The organism is Gluconobacter sp. P1C6_b (genome assembly GCF_018811945.1).
Lineage (GTDB): Bacteria > Pseudomonadota > Alphaproteobacteria > Acetobacterales > Acetobacteraceae > Gluconobacter.
This window is the reverse complement of sequence record NZ_JACRVU010000013.1, coordinates 1-17754: the sequence shown is the minus strand read 5'-3', so window position 1 is coordinate 17754 and position 17754 is coordinate 1. Positions and strand designations below refer to the sequence as shown.

Annotated in this window: 21 protein-coding genes and 1 tRNA gene; 15 read left to right on the top strand and 7 right to left on the bottom strand. The window is 59.9% G+C overall.

What is annotated here, in order from left to right; translation table 11 throughout:
* Positions 1–87 precede the first annotated feature (87 nt).
* The 7 genes from KP701_RS10210 to recA all read left to right on the top strand — a co-directional run bounded on the left by KP701_RS10210 (position 88) and on the right by recA (position 4777).
* A complete protein-coding gene (locus tag KP701_RS10210; RefSeq protein ID WP_194264341.1) occupies positions 88–480 on the top strand; it encodes a flagellar basal body protein in 393 nt (130 codons plus the stop codon).
* 12 nt (positions 481–492) lie between these two features.
* Entirely contained in the window at positions 493–900 is a 408-nt protein-coding gene (gene flgC, locus KP701_RS10205) for a flagellar basal body rod protein FlgC (protein ID WP_215747114.1), read from the top strand.
* A 5-nt stretch (positions 901–905) separates the two neighbouring features.
* A complete protein-coding gene (fliE, locus tag KP701_RS10200; RefSeq protein WP_215747113.1) occupies positions 906–1253 on the top strand; it encodes a flagellar hook-basal body complex protein FliE in 348 nt (115 codons plus the stop codon).
* Positions 1254–1255: 2 nt separating this feature from the next.
* Positions 1256–1528, top strand: a complete 273-nt coding sequence (locus KP701_RS10195; protein WP_011253052.1) for a flagellar biosynthetic protein FliQ — start codon at positions 1256–1258, stop codon at positions 1526–1528.
* 73 nt (positions 1529–1601) lie between these two features.
* Positions 1602–2456 carry a flagellar biosynthetic protein FliR gene (locus KP701_RS10190; protein ID WP_215747112.1) on the top strand — a complete coding sequence of 285 codons (855 nt, stop codon included), beginning with the start codon at positions 1602–1604 and terminating at the stop codon, positions 2454–2456.
* A 3-nt stretch (positions 2457–2459) separates the two neighbouring features.
* Entirely contained in the window at positions 2460–3536 is a 1077-nt protein-coding gene (locus KP701_RS10185; protein WP_215747111.1) for a flagellar biosynthesis protein FlhB, read from the top strand.
* A gap of 203 nt (positions 3537–3739) precedes the next feature.
* Positions 3740–4777, top strand: a complete 1038-nt coding sequence (gene recA, locus KP701_RS10180; RefSeq protein ID WP_215747110.1) for a recombinase RecA — start codon at positions 3740–3742, stop codon at positions 4775–4777.
* A gap of 64 nt (positions 4778–4841) precedes the next feature.
* Here recA and KP701_RS10175 read toward each other — a convergent pair whose 3' ends face one another.
* Together KP701_RS10175 and KP701_RS10170 are read right to left on the bottom strand one after the other, a co-directional pair.
* Entirely contained in the window at positions 4842–5816 is a 975-nt protein-coding gene (locus KP701_RS10175) for a ferritin-like domain-containing protein (RefSeq protein ID WP_215747109.1), read from the bottom strand.
* Between the two features lie 56 nt (positions 5817–5872).
* A complete protein-coding gene (locus KP701_RS10170) occupies positions 5873–6550 on the bottom strand; it encodes an ATP-dependent Clp protease proteolytic subunit (RefSeq protein WP_215747108.1) in 678 nt (225 codons plus the stop codon).
* Positions 6551–6727: 177 nt separating this feature from the next.
* On the opposite strand from KP701_RS10170, the gene KP701_RS10165 reads away from it, so the two are divergent.
* From KP701_RS10165 to KP701_RS10135, 7 genes are all read left to right on the top strand, one after another.
* Positions 6728–7711 (top strand): hypothetical protein, encoded by a 984-nt coding sequence (locus KP701_RS10165; RefSeq protein ID WP_215747107.1) that lies wholly within the window; start codon positions 6728–6730, stop codon positions 7709–7711.
* 117 nt (positions 7712–7828) lie between these two features.
* Complete coding sequence (locus KP701_RS10160; RefSeq protein WP_215747106.1) at positions 7829–9055, top strand: LL-diaminopimelate aminotransferase; 1227 nt, start codon at positions 7829–7831, stop codon at positions 9053–9055.
* A complete protein-coding gene (locus KP701_RS10155) occupies positions 9052–10341 on the top strand; it encodes a homoserine dehydrogenase (RefSeq protein ID WP_215747105.1) in 1290 nt (429 codons plus the stop codon). Before KP701_RS10160 ends, KP701_RS10155 begins: the two co-directional genes overlap by 4 nt.
* A complete protein-coding gene (glpX, locus tag KP701_RS10150; RefSeq protein WP_215747104.1) occupies positions 10338–11339 on the top strand; it encodes a class II fructose-bisphosphatase in 1002 nt (333 codons plus the stop codon). Before KP701_RS10155 ends, glpX begins: the two co-directional genes overlap by 4 nt.
* A 10-nt stretch (positions 11340–11349) precedes the next feature.
* Positions 11350–13149 (top strand): single-stranded-DNA-specific exonuclease RecJ, encoded by a 1800-nt coding sequence (gene recJ / locus KP701_RS10145; protein WP_215747103.1) that lies wholly within the window; start codon positions 11350–11352, stop codon positions 13147–13149.
* A gap of 41 nt (positions 13150–13190) precedes the next feature.
* Positions 13191–13266, top strand: a tRNA-Glu gene (locus KP701_RS10140).
* A 170-nt stretch (positions 13267–13436) separates the two neighbouring features.
* Entirely contained in the window at positions 13437–13856 is a 420-nt protein-coding gene (locus KP701_RS10135; protein ID WP_215747102.1) for a GIY-YIG nuclease family protein, read from the top strand.
* Between the two features lie 119 nt (positions 13857–13975).
* Here KP701_RS10135 and KP701_RS10130 read toward each other — a convergent pair whose 3' ends face one another.
* The 5 genes from KP701_RS10130 to KP701_RS10110 form a co-directional block, all read right to left on the bottom strand.
* Positions 13976–14614 (bottom strand): hypothetical protein, encoded by a 639-nt coding sequence (locus tag KP701_RS10130; RefSeq protein WP_215747101.1) that lies wholly within the window; start codon positions 14612–14614, stop codon positions 13976–13978.
* On the bottom strand, positions 14611–14778 hold the full coding sequence (locus KP701_RS10125; protein WP_215747100.1) for a hypothetical protein: 168 nt from the start codon (positions 14776–14778) through the stop codon (positions 14611–14613). Before KP701_RS10125 ends, KP701_RS10130 begins: the two co-directional genes overlap by 4 nt.
* 175 nt (positions 14779–14953) lie before the next feature.
* Positions 14954–15181 (bottom strand): hypothetical protein, encoded by a 228-nt coding sequence (locus KP701_RS10120; RefSeq protein ID WP_215747099.1) that lies wholly within the window; start codon positions 15179–15181, stop codon positions 14954–14956.
* On the bottom strand, positions 15181–15504 hold the full coding sequence (locus tag KP701_RS10115) for a hypothetical protein (RefSeq protein WP_211582978.1): 324 nt from the start codon (positions 15502–15504) through the stop codon (positions 15181–15183). The genes KP701_RS10120 and KP701_RS10115 overlap by 1 nt, the downstream gene beginning before the upstream one ends.
* Before the next feature lie 1184 nt (positions 15505–16688).
* On the bottom strand, positions 16689–17072 hold the full coding sequence (locus KP701_RS10110; protein ID WP_215747098.1) for a hypothetical protein: 384 nt from the start codon (positions 17070–17072) through the stop codon (positions 16689–16691).
* 520 nt (positions 17073–17592) lie between these two features.
* On the opposite strand from KP701_RS10110, the gene KP701_RS10105 reads away from it, so the two are divergent.
* Positions 17593–17754 (top strand): transposase (locus tag KP701_RS10105; protein WP_215746917.1); only part of this gene is annotated, 162 nt, incomplete at its 3' end.

The following is a 17754-nucleotide window of genomic DNA, read 5'->3' as shown; positions in this document are numbered from 1 at the left end:
GGCTCAGGCAACCATTTATTAAAGATTTCACGCCATCATGCGCTTCGCCGGGATTTTTCCGGCACCTGCATGATGGAGACTGTCTCGATGCGTAACATCGACCCGACCAGCGCAGGCGGCACCGACCTTTTCTCTCTGGGCCGTGACCGCATGAACTGGCTTCAGGCGCGCCAGCAGGTGCTGGCCGGCAACATCGCCAACTCCGATACACCGGACTACCAAGCCAAGGACGTCTCCCCGTTCGAGGCCGCGATGGGCGAATTCGACATCACGCCCACCGTCACCCAGCCCGATCATATCGGTTACAACGCTTCAGGCACCCACACCATCGAGACCACATCCGAACAGTCCCTGGACGGTAATCAGGTTTCTCTGGACCAGCAGATGGAACAGGTCGCGGACGTAAACGACCAGCAGCATCTCGCCGTGAACGTCTATTCGAAATACCTGAGCATGTTCCAGACGGCACTCGGCAAGTAAGGAGCCTGACGGATGAACCTGTCCACCACCATCGGCATTTCCGCAAGCGGCATGGACGCACAGGCCCAGCGCCTGCGCATCGTCGCGGAAAACCTCGCCAATCAGGATACGACCGGCTCCCAGCCGGGCGCGGATCCCTATCGCCGCAAAACCATCACCTTCTCCGAACACGTAGACAACGAAACGGGCGCCTCGACCGTGGATGTCCAGAATGTCGGGCAGGACATGTCGGACTTCGACACCCGCTACGACCCCTCCCATCCCGCCGCTGACGAGCGCGGCTACGTCAAGGTTTCCAACGTGGATTCCATGACCGAGATGATGGACATGCGAGAAGCCGAACGTTCCTACGAAGCCAACCTCAATGCTCTGTCGAGCACCCGGACCATGCTGTCCCGCACACTCGACCTGCTGAAGTAATCCAGATGCTCACATCTCTCACCCAGGCCCATAACGCCTATGCCGTCCAGAGTCTCCAGAGCCGCCTGCAGGGTGTCACGGACAATGTCGATGACGGTATCCAATCGTCCGCGACGACTGCCAGCAGCAGTTCCGGTACGGATTTCGGATCCATCCTTTCCCAGTCTGTCGGCAATGTCATCGACAGCGGTCATGATGCCGAAGCCAAAGCTGCACAGGGCCTGACAGGCGGCGGCGACATGACCCAGATCGTAACTGCGGTGTCCAATGCGCAGCTAGCCCTCCAGACCACGACCGTGATCCGTGACCGTATGGTCCAGGCGTATCAGGACGTGATGAAAATGACGATCTGAGCATGCAGGCCATCGATCTCGGCGCCATTCTGGAACAGACCTTTCTCGTCGCTCTCAAGCTGAGTGCTCCCGCTCTTCTGACCGCGCTCGGGGTCGGTCTTCTGGTTTCGCTCGTACAGGCGGTCACCCAACTCAATGAAGCCACGCTGTCCTTCGTGCCGAAGGTTCTGGCCATCGGTGCCGTCATGGTCATGGCTGGCTCCTTCATGACCGCAACACTCATCAGCTTCACCCGACATCTCTTCGACCAGCTCATCCTCGTCGGCACCACCTGAGCCCTCACCTTCCGGATCCGGAGTTGACTGACATGCCTGTGTCCGGATTTTCCGGCCTGAAAGACGCTCTCCTGTGAACGCCAGCTTTGACGGACCGGGCGGAGCAGGCGCGCTACAGGGGCTGGATCTCAGTGGACCGGTCCTGAGCGTCTGGGCTCTCGCCTTTGTTCTGGTCCTCTCGCGCACCGGGGCGGTCGTCATGGTCATGCCCGGCCTTGGCGAACAGTCCATGCCCATGATGATCCGTGCGGGATGCGCCATCACCCTCACAGTCCTGCTTCTTCCGCTCGTCGCGCCCCTGCTGATGCAGGGCCATCTGGATGCACTGGCCCCGCTGGGGCTCTGCGGCATGATCGCAGTCGAACTCTTCGCCGGAATCCTGATCGGCTGGATGGCGCGTCTGATCTGCATGGCCCTCCCGATTGCCGGACAGATCATCGCGGTCTGCATGGGGATTTCGAGCGTTCTTCAACCAGACCCGGATCTGGGTTCCGGCAGTTCCGCGCCCGCCCGCTTCCTGAACCTGCTGGCTCCTCTCGTGCTTCTCGTGACTGGCGCATATATCCTGCCCGTCCGCGCAATCCTCGGCAGTTACAGCATCATTCCGCCGGGAGGAACCCTGCTGGCCGCGGCTTCTCACGCACACTGGAACCTGCTGGGCGATTCCGCCCAAGGCATCATCCAGCTCACGGAACGCAGCTTCGCCCTCGGCCTGGAACTCAGTGCGCCTTTTCTGATCCTGTCCCTTGTCTGGCAGGGCATGCTCGGCATCATGACGCGCCTGCTCCCCACCCTGCAGATCTATAATGCCGCCAGTCCCCTTCAGCTTCTCGGTGGCATCGCTCTTCTGGGCCTCACGCTGAGCACCATGGTCACGATCTGGCAGGGACAGGCCTTCGACGTCCTCCGGGCCCTTCCAGGACTTTGAAGAATGTCTGATTCTGACGACAAGACAGAAGCCCCGTCCTCACAACGCCTCCAGAAGGCACGTGAGGACGGGCAGATCGTCATGTCCCGCGAGGCCATGAATTTCGTGGCTCTTCTTGGAGGATTTGCAGGAATTTTCATGGTCCTGCCGTATCTGGTGACGGACTTTGTACATGTCATGCAGGTCCTCATGGCCAATGCCGGTACGGTCCCCATGGCACAGGGAGGCCTGCTCAACAGTACGGACCACGCCATTGAAGCCGGACTGAAGCTGGCAGTGCCAATGGCAGCAACCGTTGCCGTGCTCTGCCTTGGGGCCGGGTTCCTGCAGACAGGGTTTCTCATCCATCCTGAATCCCTGCTTCCGAAATTCGAACGGATCTCCCCTCTGGCAGGTTTTAAGCGCATCGCCGGTGGCGGAACGCTTCCCGATACGTTCAAAGCGCTCGCGAAATTTGCGATTTTTGCCGTGGTCCTCTGGAATATCTCCAAGGGAGTCATCCCAAGCGCGCCGCGGATGGTCGGGCTGGAACCCGGCCCTCTACTGAAAATGATGGCAGATCTCGGCTTCAAGGCCGCATCTGCCATGATTCTGGCACAGTTGGTCATCGCCGGCTTTGATATTTTCTGGATGCGTTTCCGTCATATCTCCAAACTGAAGATGAGCCGCGAAGACCTCAAGGACGAGTACAAGAACACCGAAGGCGATCCGCACGTCAAAGGCCGCCAGAAAGCCCTGCGTGCAAAGGCGGCCAGGCAGCGCATGATGGCTGCCGTCAAGACAGCGACTGTCGTCGTCACCAATCCGACGCATTACGCCGTCGCACTCGTTTACGAGAGAGGTGGAGGTGGCGCGCCCAGGATCGTGGCAAAAGGCATGGACGATGTCGCAGCCCGCATCAGGGACATCGCACAGGACAACCGCATCCCCATTGTAGCCAATCCGCCCCTAGCTCGTGCGCTTTTCACCCTTCCCCTCGACAGCGAAATCCCTGCTGAACATTTCAAGGTCGTCGCGGCCATCATTGCCTATGTCTGGAAACTCAAACGCCCTGCCAGCCGTTCCGCTCCCCTGCGATAGAGACAGCCGCCGTTCCTGAAAAAATCTTTCCTGGAAACGACCATACCCCTTGGCGACAGGGGGGTCAGGCATGATATGTCTGCATAAGAACATTTTGCGAACACAGGAAGCCGGCAATCGTGGAAATCACGGCTCTTTGCGAGAGTGGCCGCCCGGTCTATCGTATCCTGGAAACGCCAGCCCAAACCTATTGCGAGGATTGAATGGACAAGACCAAGGCGCTTGAAGGCGCACTCAGCCAGATTGAGCGTGCCTTCGGCAAAGGCTCGATCATGCGCATGGGCCAGCGCCCGAAAGTGGAAACCAATGTGATTTCCACCGGGTCTATCGGGCTGGACATCGCTCTGGGGATCGGCGGCATGCCCCGCGGCCGTATCGTTGAAATCTACGGACCGGAAAGCTCCGGCAAGACCACCCTCGCCCTTCACGTTCTGGCTGAAGCCCAGAAGAAGGGCGGGACCGTGGCCTTCATCGATGCCGAACATGCGCTCGATCCGGGATATGCCCGCAAGCTTGGCGTCAACATCGACGATCTTCTCCTGAGCCAGCCGGATGCCGGCGAACAGGCACTGGAAATTGCCGACACGCTGGTCCGTTCCGGCGCCGTTGACGTGCTGGTCGTGGACTCTGTTGCGGCCCTCGTTCCCCGCGCCGAACTTGAAGGCGACATGGGCGACAGCCATGTTGGCCTGCACGCGCGTCTCATGAGCCAGGCTCTGCGCAAGCTGACGGGAACGGTCTCGCGCTCCAACACGCTCGTCATCTTCCTGAACCAGATCCGCATGAAGATCGGCGTGATGTTCGGCAATCCGGAAACGACGACGGGCGGTAACGCGCTGAAGTTCTACTCGTCCATCCGCCTCGACATCCGCCGTATCGGGTCCATCAAGGACAAGGACGAGGTCGTCGGCAACCAGACGCGCGTCAAGGTCGTGAAAAACAAGATGGCGCCTCCGTTCCGTCAGGTCGAGTTCGACATCATGTACGGCGAAGGTATCAGCAAGATGGGCGAACTGCTCGATCTGGGCGTGAAGGGCAACATCGTCGAGAAATCCGGCGCATGGTTCTCCTTCGACAGCCAGCGCATCGGACAGGGACGTGAAAACGCCAAGCAGTTCCTGCGCGACCATCCGGAGATGGCCTCCGAGATCGAGCGTCGCATCCGCGCAGAAGCGGGCGTCCTCTCCGATGCCCTGATGACGGATCCGGAGCCCGACGCGGAAGGCACCCCTGAAGACTGAAACGAAAAAGGGCTCCTTCCCGGAGCCCTTTTTTATGCCGTGTGACTGTCGTGGAGAAGGTCGCTCAGGCGGCGACCTTGCTCCGGACACGATCCCAGAGTTTTGCACCCTTGATGATCGCGCGCGCAATTGCCGGCGTTGTCGTCGGCCGCAGCAGACGCGGATCATAGCCGGAGAAGCGGCGGTCATCTTCATCCAGACAGAGCTGCATCAGGTCTGGAATACTGATGTCCATCGTCGTCATGTCCTTGGCACCCGTGACCGTGAAATTGTTGTCCTGAGTGTGCTCTTCCCCGTTCTCGTCAATCGAGCGGGCGAGCCCCATGCGCTCATAGGCCAGGAACAGCCAGACCCCGATCACACGCAGTTCAAACCACGGCCGCTTCCAGAACGGCATGGTCGCCCGGTGCCAAGCCAACCAGTTCGCAAACAGCAGGATATGGCGGCACTCTTCCTGCATCACCGGCTCGAACGTCTCGATCAGTTCCTGCGGAAACAGCCCGGCGCGCTCGGCCAGCGCGAACAGGCCGAACGCGAAGAAGCTATCCACACATTCCGAGAAACCCGTGACCAGATACGCCCATTCCGTATCCTTCGGCGTGATGTATGGAGGCTCCGGCGCCATCGGAATGTTGTAGGCCTCGACCAGCTTGGTCAGGACTTCCTTGTGCCGGTTCTCTTCCCAGGCATTGCGCGACAGCGCATCCTTCATGTCCGGATCGGTAATCATGTCCGCATAGGCGGCCATGCGCAGACGGGCCTTGCCTTCGGTCTGGACCGCAATATCCCAGATCGGCAGCGACGTGATGCGATGCAGCGTCTCCGGATCCAGTTTCGGCCAGTCGATTACGGACGGTTTGTACGGATTGAACGTATCGCGGAACATCGCGGCGACGGCCCGTTTGTGCTCTTCCGTACCGGGCTTGAGCGGCCCCTGGATCGGGCTGCTCCAGTGGCGCGCTTCGTAATCAACGCGCTCGAGCGTCTTCTCCGACGGTGCGTCGGGAAGATGGGAATAGATTTCGGCCAGACTTTTCATAACTGTGTTCGCGGCGTGCCGGAAAGGCACGCCGTGCCCCTTGGAGCTTGTAGTTTTTACTTGAGTTCGGTTGCCGAGTGGACGATGCGGTTCACGAGGCCATAGGCGATGGCTTCATTGGCCGACATCCAGTAGTTGCGGTCCGTATCCTTGGCGACCTTTTCGTAGGTCTGGCCGGTTTCCTTGGCGAAAATCCGGTTCAGACGCTCGCGCATCTTGATGATCTCGCGGGCTTCGATGTCGATATCCGTTGCCGGACCACGCACGCCGCCCATCGGCTGATGCAGCAGGAAGCGCGTATTCGGCAGGCAGACGCGGCGCTCGGGACGGCCGGCGGCGTAGATCAGCGCACCAGCGGAGGCGACCCAGCCCGTTCCGATCATGTTGATCGGCGCAATCGAATCCACGAAACGGATCATGTCATGGATGGTGTCGCCACTCTCCACATGGCCGCCCGGCGAGTTCACATACACGTCGATCGGCTTGTCGGACGTCCCGGCCAGCGCCAGAAGACGGCCGGTGACATCGCGAGCGATCTTGTCGTTGATACCGCCGAAGATCAGGACTTTCCGCTGATCGAACAGACGGCCCTCAAGCTCGCTGATCGGGCTGTTCAGCGTCTTGTTGTCGTCTTCGCGGGTTTCGGGTTCCGGAGCATCCGGCTCGTCGTCCAGGCGGGTCGGGGTCATTCTGGTGATATCCATATCGTTTCCAGATCCAGCATGCATCTTCATACCCCCTATCCTGCGCTTCGTTTTCGTCGGTGCCAAGTCCTCCTTCGGATCGGGCTTCCGATCCGGACCGACAGGAACTCTCGCCATCCCTGCCATGAACCGCTAGTCTCCGCCGCATTTGGACATTCTACAGACGGCAGGAACGGCACAGTGGTCCCAGGGAACAGCAGGCAGCCCATGACAGCGGCGACACGCAGGACTGCGGGGAAAATCCCGTTTCTCCTGCTGATGACCGCGCCGCTGCTGGCGGCCTGCCAGCATCAGGACGCAACGGATACCGTAACCGGCTGGTGGCACAACTTTGAAGGCGGCGAGATCGCCAAGCTGCGCGCCCCACCGCCGGGCGAGAACCTGCGCTATCCGCATGTCGGCCGTACCCCCACGCGGGCTCCCGACCTTCCAACGCCCGAGGCACGTCTGTCACTGACGACGCAGCTGGAAGCCCAGCGGAACCTGGCCCAGCGCGAAAGCGCGGCCCAAGGCGCCCTGCCGACCATTCCCCCGCCCCCCAAACCAGCACCGGCCGCCACGACAGCCAATACGGAACAGAGTGGCATGACCATGACGACAGTCGGACAGCCGGAGCCGGAAAGCCCTTCCGCCATCAATCCGGCGCCCGATCTGGCGACGACATCGGCTCCCAATGCTTCCGCACCGGCAAGAAAGACGGCTCCCTCCGCTCCGGCAGCGGAAGCCAAACTCCCCGCCGTCGTGACGAAATCCATCCCCCCGACCCCGCCGGGCCAGTTCCCGAACATCGGCGATCTGCCGCCGCCCCCACCGCAGTTTCCCGGCTTCGACCTGCCGCGTGATGCAATGGTCAGTGATCCCGTTCGCCCGGATATCGACACGTCCACGCCCGAAGGCACCCTGATCCGCTTCCAGCCCGCAACAGACCACGTCGCGGGTGATCCGCAGGGCGATTACCAGCACATTGTTTCTTTGCGGGGGAACAGGCGCCTGACCATCCTTGGCTTCGGGGCCTTCATGAGCGCGGATGCAGCCCTCGCACCCGCGGACCAGAACCGGGAAATCGCGCTGGGCCTGTTGCGCGCCCGCGTGGTCGCCCGTGCCCTGATCGCGCGCGGCGTACCTTCATCCGCAATCATTCTCAGGGCCGAAGCCATTGGCGACGGCGTCCGGGTTACGATCAACGACTGACGCAGCGAACAGGCCGGAAGACGACATTGTGAGATCGGGAACAGTCAGGCTGTTCCACTCCTGAAAAAACCTGTCTATCGTCGCTGCTCCCTTTCACTCCCTGTCCCAGAGCTGGTCATGACCGAAGAGTTCCACCGCATCCGCCGCCTGCCGCCCTACGTGTTCGCTGAAGTGAACAAGGCCAAGGCCGCCGCGCGAGCCGCCGGTGACGACATCATCGATCTGGGCATGGGCAACCCCGACAGCGCGCCCCCGGCTCACGTCGTGCAGAAGCTGATCGAGACGGTCGGCAATCCGCGTGCGCACGGCTATTCCGTCAGCCGAGGCATTCCGGGCCTGCGCAAGGCCATGGCGAATTATTACGAGCGCCGGTTCAACGTTTCGCTGGATCCCGAAACCGAGGTCATCGCGACCCTTGGCTCCAAGGAAGGTCTGGCCAATCTGGCCGCCGCCATCACAAGCCCCGGCGACACGATCCTGGTCCCGAACCCGTCCTATCCGATCCACCAGTTCGGCTTCATCATCGCCGGTGCCTCCGTACGCTCGATCCCGGCCACGCCGGACGAAGACATGCTCCGCGCGCTCGAACGTGCCGTCCGGCACTCGGTCCCGAAGCCGACGGCCCTGATCGTCAACTTTCCGTCCAACCCGACAGCTTTTGTCGCAAACCTCGATTTCTACAAGGAACTCGTGGCCTTCGCACGCCGGGAAGAGATCTGGATCCTGTCCGATCTGGCTTACGCGGAAATCTATTTCAACGAGAACGAGCCGCCCCCGTCCATTCTCGCCGTTCCGGGCGCAAAGGATGTGGCCGTCGAGTTCACGTCCATGTCCAAGACCTATTCCATGGCGGGCTGGCGCATGGGCTTTGCGGTCGGCAACCCAAGGCTGATCCAGGCCCTGACGCGCATCAAGTCCTATCTGGACTATGGCGCCTTCACGCCGATCCAGGTGGCGTCCGTCGCCGCGCTGAACGGCCCGCAGGACTACGTTTCCGAAATCCGCGCCATGTACAAGGACCGCCGCGACGTGCTGCTGCGCGGTCTTCAGAGCGCAGGATGGGACGTTCCCGCACCGGCGGGCTCGATGTTCGCCTGGGCTCCCATTCCCCCCGCTTTCGCCGAAATGGGCAGCGTCGCCTTCTCCAAGCTGCTTCTCAAGGAAGCTGGCGTAGCGGTTGCACCCGGCCTCGGATTCGGGGAATACGGTGAGGGCTTTGTCCGGATCGGACTTGTCGAAAACACCCAGCGGCTGCGTCAGGCGACGCGGGCCATCAAAGGCTTCATGTCCCGGCACGGCGCCGGAGCCGGAACCGCTGATCTTCTTGGAGCTGCATCATCGTGAAACCACTGCGGATCGGACTGGCTGGACTCGGGACTGTCGGGATCGGTGTCATTCGTCTCCTGCGTGAGAACGCTGACATGATTACCGCCCGGGCCGGCCGGCCGATCGAAGTCGTGGCCATCACGGCCCGGGACCGCACCCGCGACCGCGGCGTGGACCTGTCCGCCATGCGCTGGCACGACAGTGCCACTGCCGTGGCCCAGGACCCGGAGATTGACGTCGCCGTCGAACTCATCGGCGGTTCCGAAGGTCCGGCGCGCGATATGGTGCGCACCGCGCTCGAACGCGGCCTGCCGGTCGTGACCGCCAACAAGGCACTCGTGGCCCTGCATGGCGACCGTCTCAGCCGCCTGTCCTCCGAAAAGAATGCCCCCCTCCTGTTCGAAGCGGCCGTGGCTGGTGGCATCCCCGCCATCAAGCTCGTCCGCGAAGGGCTGGCGGCTGATCGTCTGCTCAGCGTGGGCGGCATCCTGAACGGCACCTGCAACTACATCCTGACCGAAATGCGCGCCACGGGCCGGGACTTCACGGACGTCCTGACCGAAGCACAGGCCAAGGGCTATGCCGAAGCCGAACCCTCAACGGACGTGGACGGCTGGGACACGGCCCACAAGCTGGCCATCCTTGCCGGTCTGGCCTTCCAGCCCATCGCATTCGACACCCTCTCCGTTCAGGGCATCCGCGACGTCACCGCGACCGACCTGAGATTTGCGGACCAGCTCGGATACCGCATCAAGCTGCTCGGCATGGCCCGACGGGCTGAAAACGGCACTGTCGCCGCCTGGGTGCGTCCGTGCCTCGTCCCGGCCAGCGCCCCCATCGCCAGCGTCGAAGGCGTCTTCAACGCCGTCTCCACACAGGGTGTGTTCAGCGGCCCCATGACCATTTCCGGTCGTGGGGCCGGCGAAGGCCCGACCGCCAGTGCCGTGGTCGCCGATCTGATCGATCTGGCCCGTGGAAGCGCCATTCACGTCTGGGGCACACAGTCCGTTCCGGCCCCCGTCGCCTGCGCGAATCTCGCTGATTTGAACAGCGCATTCTATTTACATGTGAACGTTCAGGACCGTTCGGGCGTAATGGCTGATCTGACATCCGTTCTTCGGGACCATGATGTCTCTGTTCACTTTGTTTCCCAGCATGATGCTGCAACAGGATGTGCTGATCTGGCGATCGTAACCCATCAGGTTCCGGAAAAGGCCATCCACGCAGCTGCCACAGCGCTTGCAGCTCTTCCTGTCGTGACAGGAAAGCCTCTGGTGCTCAAAATCGAGGATCCCCTTGCGTGATCGACCCTCAGAATGTTCTCCCCTACCGCGTCACTGACCGCAATCTTGCTCTCGAGCTCGTCCGTGTAACGGAAGCGGCCGCGATCGCTTCCGCCCACTGGACCGGTCGCGGCCAGAAGAACGAAGCCGATGGCGCTGCTGTGCAGGCCATGCGCGCCGCTTTCGACACCGTCGCCATCGATGGCGTCGTCACCATTGGTGAAGGCGAGATGGACGAAGCCCCGATGCTCTACATCGGCGAAAAAGTCGGCTCCGGTGGCCCGGCCATGGACATCGCGGTCGATCCGCTCGAAGGCACCAATCTGTGCGCCAAGAGCCTGCCCAACGCCTTGACGGTCGTGGCCCTCGCCGAGCGCGGCAAGTTCCTGCACGCACCTGACATCTACATGGAAAAGATTGTCGTCGGTCCTGACCTGCCCGAAGGCGTGGTGGATCTGGATGCCTCGATCGGCAACAACCTCCGTTCGCTGGCCAAGGCCAAGAAGCGCGATGTCTCGGATATGGTTCTCTGCGCACTTGACCGCGAAAGACATGAAGAACTCATCGCCCATGCCCGCGAAGCCGGTGCACGCGTCATGCTCCTGAGCGACGGTGACGTGGCAGCGGCCATCGCCACCTGCGTCGACGGCGGCGGCGTGGATCTCTATGCGGGTTCTGGCGGAGCTCCAGAAGGTGTCCTCGCCGCCGCAGCCATCCGCTGTATGGAAGGCCAGATGCAGGGCCGCCTCCTGTTTGAAGATGACACGCAGCGCGAGCGTGCACGCGAAATGGCCAATGGCCTCGACCCGGCCCGCAAGCTCTTCCTGCACGACATGGCATCGGGCCACGTCCTGTTCTCGGCAACGGGCGTCACGTCCGGCCCGCTCCTGAAGGGCGTGGAACGCCCGAGCCCGAGCCGGGCCCGCACGCATTCCATCGTCATGCGTTCAAAATCCGGCACGGTGCGCTATATAGAAAGCCACCATACCTTCAAACCGAAGGTAAAAGCCGCTTCCTGAACGGAGAACCATGCTCGCAGACGATACGGGTGCCGTCCTCGGCGTAACCCGAAGTGCAGGACACCGCCGCTGGATCTGGCGCGATCCCCGCCTGGCGGAAGCAGATAACCGCCTCGCACTCGCCCTGGCCCAGCAGGCCGGTATTCCCGAACTTCTGGCCCGTATCCTCTCGGCAAGAGGCGTCGCTCCCCACGACGCCTCTTCGTTTCTCAATCCCCGTCTGCGCGACGCCATGCCCGACCCATCCTGCCTGCAGGACATGGACCGGGCCGCGGAACGCCTTGCACAGGCCGTGCGCAACCGTGAGCATGTCGGCCTGTTCGGCGACTATGATGTGGACGGCGCCTGCGGAACCGCCCTCGTCTGCGACACATTGCGCGAACTGGGCTGCACGGTCAGCACCCACATCCCCGACCGCCTGGCCGAAGGCTACGGACCCAACACGGCCGCTCTTGAAAACCTGCTTTCCCAAGGCGCCACGCTTCTGGTGTGTATCGACTGCGGCACAGCAGCGATCGACATCCTCAACGGCCTGACCGACCGCGCCGACATCATCGTGCTCGACCACCACAAACCCGACGGCGCCGCCCTGCCGAAAGGTATCGTGGTCAATCCGAACCGTCTGGACTGCACCTCCGGTCTGGGCAGCATCTGCGCCACAGCCGTCGCCTTCCTCACCATGGTCGCCACGATCCGCCACCTGCGCCGCACCAACTGGTTCGACGAGGGCCAGGTCATCCCTGATCTGCTCAAGCGCCTCGACCTCACGGCGCTGGCCACCATCTGTGACGTCATGCCCCTGACCGGCCTGAACCGCGCTCTGGTCATGCAGGGCCTGCGGGTCATGTCCCGCGGTGAGCGTCTCGGACTGGCCACGCTCTCCTCAGTCGCAGGCGTGAAGGAAGAAGCCAGCGCCATGGCCTGCGGCTTTGCCCTCGGCCCCCGCATCAACGCCGGTGGCCGCATCGCACAGGCCGATCTGGGCCTGAAACTCCTGCTGTCGGACGACGTCGTGGAAGCCCGCGCCCTCGCCGAACAGCTCGACCGCGTCAACCGCCGGCGCCAGACCGTCGAATCCACAATCCTCGATTCCGCCATGGAACAGGCGCAGCAGCAGCTTGATGAGGGCCACGCCGTCATTTTCCTGCATGGTGAAACATGGCACCCCGGCGTTGTCGGCATCGTCGCAGGGCGCCTGAAAGAACGTTACAACCGTCCCGCTCTCGTCGCGGCCCTCACGGACGGCGTCATCAAAGGCTCGGCCCGCTCCGTCCCCGGACTGGATCTCGGAACCGCCATTATCGCCGCCCGCCAGAACGGTCTGCTGCTCAGCGGCGGCGGACATGCCATGGCCGCCGGCTTCTCCCTCGCCGCCGATCGTGCTGACGAGTTCCACAGCTGGCTCGACACACAGCTCTCCGGCGCCCTCACCCTTCCGAAACAGGATGCCCTGAAGCTCGACGGCATCATGACGCTGGCCGGCGCCTCCATCGCTGTCGCTGACCAGCTCGCCCGGCTGGAACCCTTCGGCCCCGGCAATGAGGAACCGATCCTCGCCATCAGCAATGTCCGCTGTGTCAAAAGCGAACGTATCGGCAAGGACGGCAACACCCTGCGCGTCATCCTGCAAGGCGAGGACGGCGGCACACGCCTGCGCGGCCTCGTCTTCCGTGCAGCCGACAAACCCTTCGCCGCCCTGCTGGAAGACCGCTCCATGCCGCTGGTCCATGTCGCGGGTACTTTGCGGGCCGAAACATGGCAGGAGAGAAAAAATCTGTCTTTTTTCATTTCTGACGCTGCCCCCGCTTGACGGACGCAGGAGCCGCCCCTATACACCCGCTCACGCCTCCAGTCCCGTTCGTCTAGAGGCCTAGGACACCGCCCTTTCACGGCGGCAACACGGGTTCGAATCCCGTACGGGACACCAATATAGGCTAAAATACCTATATAAAACAAATCGTTATATGGGGCGCAGTATTCTCCGCCCCTCTTAACGCCCGCCTTTGAAACTACGCTCGGTAGAGACCATGATGCGCCTCTGCGAAGGGCAAAAGAGAGCTCCTCTTTTCAACGTGGGCGTATTAGAAATTATGTGCAATGAGCACCGAATCTACCCTATCTCCGCAAGAGCTATTTGATTGGGCTGGTTTAGCAGGCCATGGCCCGTTTCCTTGGCGAGAAGCAATTAAGGAAAAGGCCTCGGGTATCTACATCATTACAGCCAGCCACAGGGACGAGGAACCAGAAATCGTCTATATCGGGCGAGCAAAGCAGTTAAATAAGAGGCTCAGGCAATTCTTCCGGCACATACCGGGTAACCGAGGACCACACAAGGGTGGGGAGACAATAATCCATCTCCTAGAAACCGGACAAGAATTACAGATATATTACGCACTCTGCGATAAACACATTGAATGCGAACGAGTAATTATAAATAAATTTGAAGAAGTTTGTGGGATATTGCCGTATGGAAACAAGAAAAGAGGGGATTTATTGTCTATTCAGACAGAAATATGAATTAGTCGCAGGACGCTGTCCGCGCTATAAAGGGCTAACGACTGCTTTCTCCAGTCGGGCTTTTTCTGAATCGCCGCCGATACCCCTCCGCAGTCCCCACGGCGGAGGGGTTTCTTATTTCAGGACCGAGCCACGCCAACCGGGGCGATGAGATCAGAATAACGCTGGCGGACTTTCTCCCGCCCTGCATTGGTCTTGGCTACCCCTTCCCCGTTCAATTCACGGTAGCACGAAGGCGTCAGGGAATTCAGGTGCTCGGCGATAGTATTCCATGAATACCGGCTATACCCGGTGGAACCGAGAGCGAGAACCTCCCGAATCGCCTCGATATAGTCGGCCCACACAGCTTGAGCCCGATCCCAGACCTCCGCCTGTTCGGCTGCAAGGATGGCCCCAGCTTCCTGGCGGATAGCCTCTTCGGCCTCGTCAATCGCCGCCTGAGTAACGGCTCTTTCCCCGGCAAGTGCTTCCTGTCGACGAAGTGCTGCCGGGAGAACTTCGTCAATCTCCCGCAAGCGCTCATATTTCTTTGATACCTCGGCCGGGAGATAGACGGTGGTTTTCCCGGTCTCCATCGCATCAAGACGGATGTTATTGACCTGCTCCTGTACGTCGGCAAGGGCGTCTTTTTCGGCCTGGAGCATCGAGACAACCTTGGCAGCTTTGACTTGCTTAGCTGCAACTTCATCGAGAGCCTTGAGGACATCCCGGTGCCGATTCTTGGCTACGGCTAGATTGATTTCTGCACTGTTCATCATTTGTTCCAATATTCTTTATTACGTCTGATCATTTCCTGAAGTCTGTGGGCATCAGCCTCTTCCTTGCGGCGAATAGCTTCTTTCAGGGCCCTATCTTCATCCGAGTAGTTCCGGACGGGAGTGCTGATCTCTTCGGCCCGATCTTGCTGCTTTTTCAGAACCAAGCCTGTGACCTTGTTTCCCGTAACTGGCGGTAAGCCGTCTTTGGGACTGTTCAGCGCGGCTTCAGTCGAAGCGTCATGCGTCCGAAGCAATGCGCCGGGGATTGGCTTATCCTTGGTGCGAGCACGAGACCGGGAGGCTGGCAGTGCAAAGTGCCTACCGCCCAAGCGTGAGGGCTTAAAGGGCACGGTTACTCCTTGATTCGTTTGTGACACTGGCGTCATAGAGCAGATCCAATGCCTCAGTGATGGCTGCTATAGTCTCACCGTCATAGTTGACTTCATCGAGGGTGCTTTGAGCAGCTTCAAGATGATATTTTGCCAACTCAATATGTGATTCTTTCCCAGTCAAACCGGAAATTTCTCCTCGACACTGGCGCTCGTAATCATCCCCGGGGATGCTCATTAGAAATACTCCAATACTGATTTGCGGGTTGCTTCCAATTCCGCAAGGTTACGTCGAACAGCATTCTGCCACGCGATGTATTGATTATTGTCGAGTTGACCGAACTCATCATCCATGAGAATTCGATTGTCGAGATAGTAAAGTCGGGTAAGCATCATGGCCGTCCGCTCAACCAGAAGCAGCTGGGACGGCTGGAGCGTCTCTCCGAAATCCTGCTTAAGCATCTTCATGTATTTGCGATATCGACGAGCCGGGGCACTACGACCGTCAGCGATAAGTCTTTCATCGCTTTTGGTGTATGGACCCAACTTTTTTACACTCATGAGAGGGCCTCCACTATAATCGCCCCATAACACGATGGTAACAGGGGCCTAACCCCTATCTAATTAGCGTGTATTATTTAGAAATTAATCGAAACAGGCTTTCATATTATTCCATCTGATAAATATTATTTTTCATATAAACCAAATCCCATGTCGTTGGGTTTGGAAACCACTGTAAAGACCAATGCCACCGAAACTGTTGTTATTTGACAGTGATTTGCTGATACCCGGTTGGCATAGCCCTTCTTCGAACCCCTCTTGGTATCGTGCGCTCGGGATAGGATGAGATCACCGGGGTGAGTATAAGTATGCACGATAAAAAGGTAATGGTTACTTACCTATTCTAGTTCGCATCAGCGCAGGAGGACGCCAGAGGACCACTGGACGCCCCACGTGGGCTTCCGAGGGGTTTTAATCGGCCTCGCCCCGCAACCGAGCCAGCGGTCTGCCTTGACCCCCATCCCCGAAGATGCTCGCCTTCGTCAACAGAAAGGCGAAGTAATGCACGACCAGAGTGCCAAAAATATATGCCGGGAAGTTTATGCGGCAACGAACGATTACTACCGTCGGTGTGAAAAAGACCTCGGTGAACATGCCCTTGGTTTCCGCATCCTATACGGCCCACCAATAGTCGATGCGTCATTTCTATTTCTTGGGCATCAGCCGGGAGGGCAAGCGATTGACTGTTCCGAACACCATGAGACGTGGCCGGAGACCTGCGACTATGCGACGGAGGAATGGCCACTCGCCAGACAAGTGAGAATGATATGGGGACAGGAAGTAGTGGCCCAATGCACTGGGTTGAATGCGATCTTCTTCCGCGCACCAAGCGTCGCAGCATGGAACCGGATAACGAAATCTCTACGTGAAAATCTTGAGATCTTCAGTCGAGACAATGCGGAGCGCATCGTGCGAGCACTTCGACCGGAGTGCCTGATCGTTATAGGACTGGGAACGTTTTCTTGGCTGGCTCAAGGTGAGCCGTCGCTACACGGTGAGAAAGGTCGAGTACTTGCCCGGCGCGGCACCCTATGGGGCTGCGAAGCGATAGGCACGGTTCATCTCAGTGGTTCACGGATAAGCCGGGAGGACCGGGAGCGACTAAGGGCATACTTCGCAGCGTTACAGGCCACCCCGAGGACAGAGCAGACGCAGGAAGGATGCATCCCGTAAGGCGCTACCTTTTACCGAGCCAGAGGGCGGGAGGAGTCCTGCGGGGCTCCAGCGGGCTTCCGGCGGCGAATGGTCTTCGCGGCCCGAGCCATGGCCCTGTTCTCTTCTTCAGTTGGGATGGGGCCGGGGTAGCGATACGGGTGGGGAACTGTTTCGGCCAGAAAGTCCCGGATCGCCGAAAAGAAGGTAACACCCCGTGTCGTCGTCTCGACAATGGATTTCCCGAGCAAGCGATAATAGATCGGGATTGCCTTCATGAGATCCTCTTCTGCGCCATCGGGATTGTTGATCCACACCTCCGGGTTCTCGAACACATAACCGGCATTGTCCAAGATCACCAATTCTTTGGCTGTGAAGTCATATCGGTCTTCGTATTCAGTTTTTACCCACGGCATCTCATGCTCTCCTCTTTCCGTTAGTTATTTTACTATTGCAATCACAATAACAAAATGGATTGCGTCAGACTGCCATCGCCCAAAATTCGGGGTCATTCCGCATGAAATCCGGGATCTCTGCCGGATTGATGTCCAGCCATGGGAAGAGTGCGTCCGGCTTTTCAGAAAACTCAGGCCAAAGGGCCGGGTTATCATTGGCAGGGTCAGCCGGGGAGAATGGTAGCGGGGGCTGTTGGCGATACCGTTTTTTAGGTTCTCGTATAGTAATACCTTCCGAAACGGTATCGCCCCAACGCTCGGAGGCCCACCGATGCTCTGCCATCTGGCGTCCCGCATCGAACCCGGTCACCAAATAGGATTCAGTCCCGGCGCGGGGATTACGCCTCTTCGCGAGGACCAGTCCCAGCCGAAGGAATATGTCCTTGATTTCCAGCTAGGTCACGTTGACAAAAGGTCTATACGATCTGCGTGAGATCTGATTCACTGTTGTCTTCAATGAAGGCAGTACAGTGGAGCAGGCATGGCACGAGGTGATCTGACGGATCAGGAATGGGCGATCATTGGTCCACTTCTGCCGGCTGAACGCGGACGTTGGGCGCGTCCGGCTGGAGACAATCGCCGGTTCCTCAATGGTATGCTGCATGTTCTGCGCACAGGTTGCCCCTGGCGAGACATGCATGAG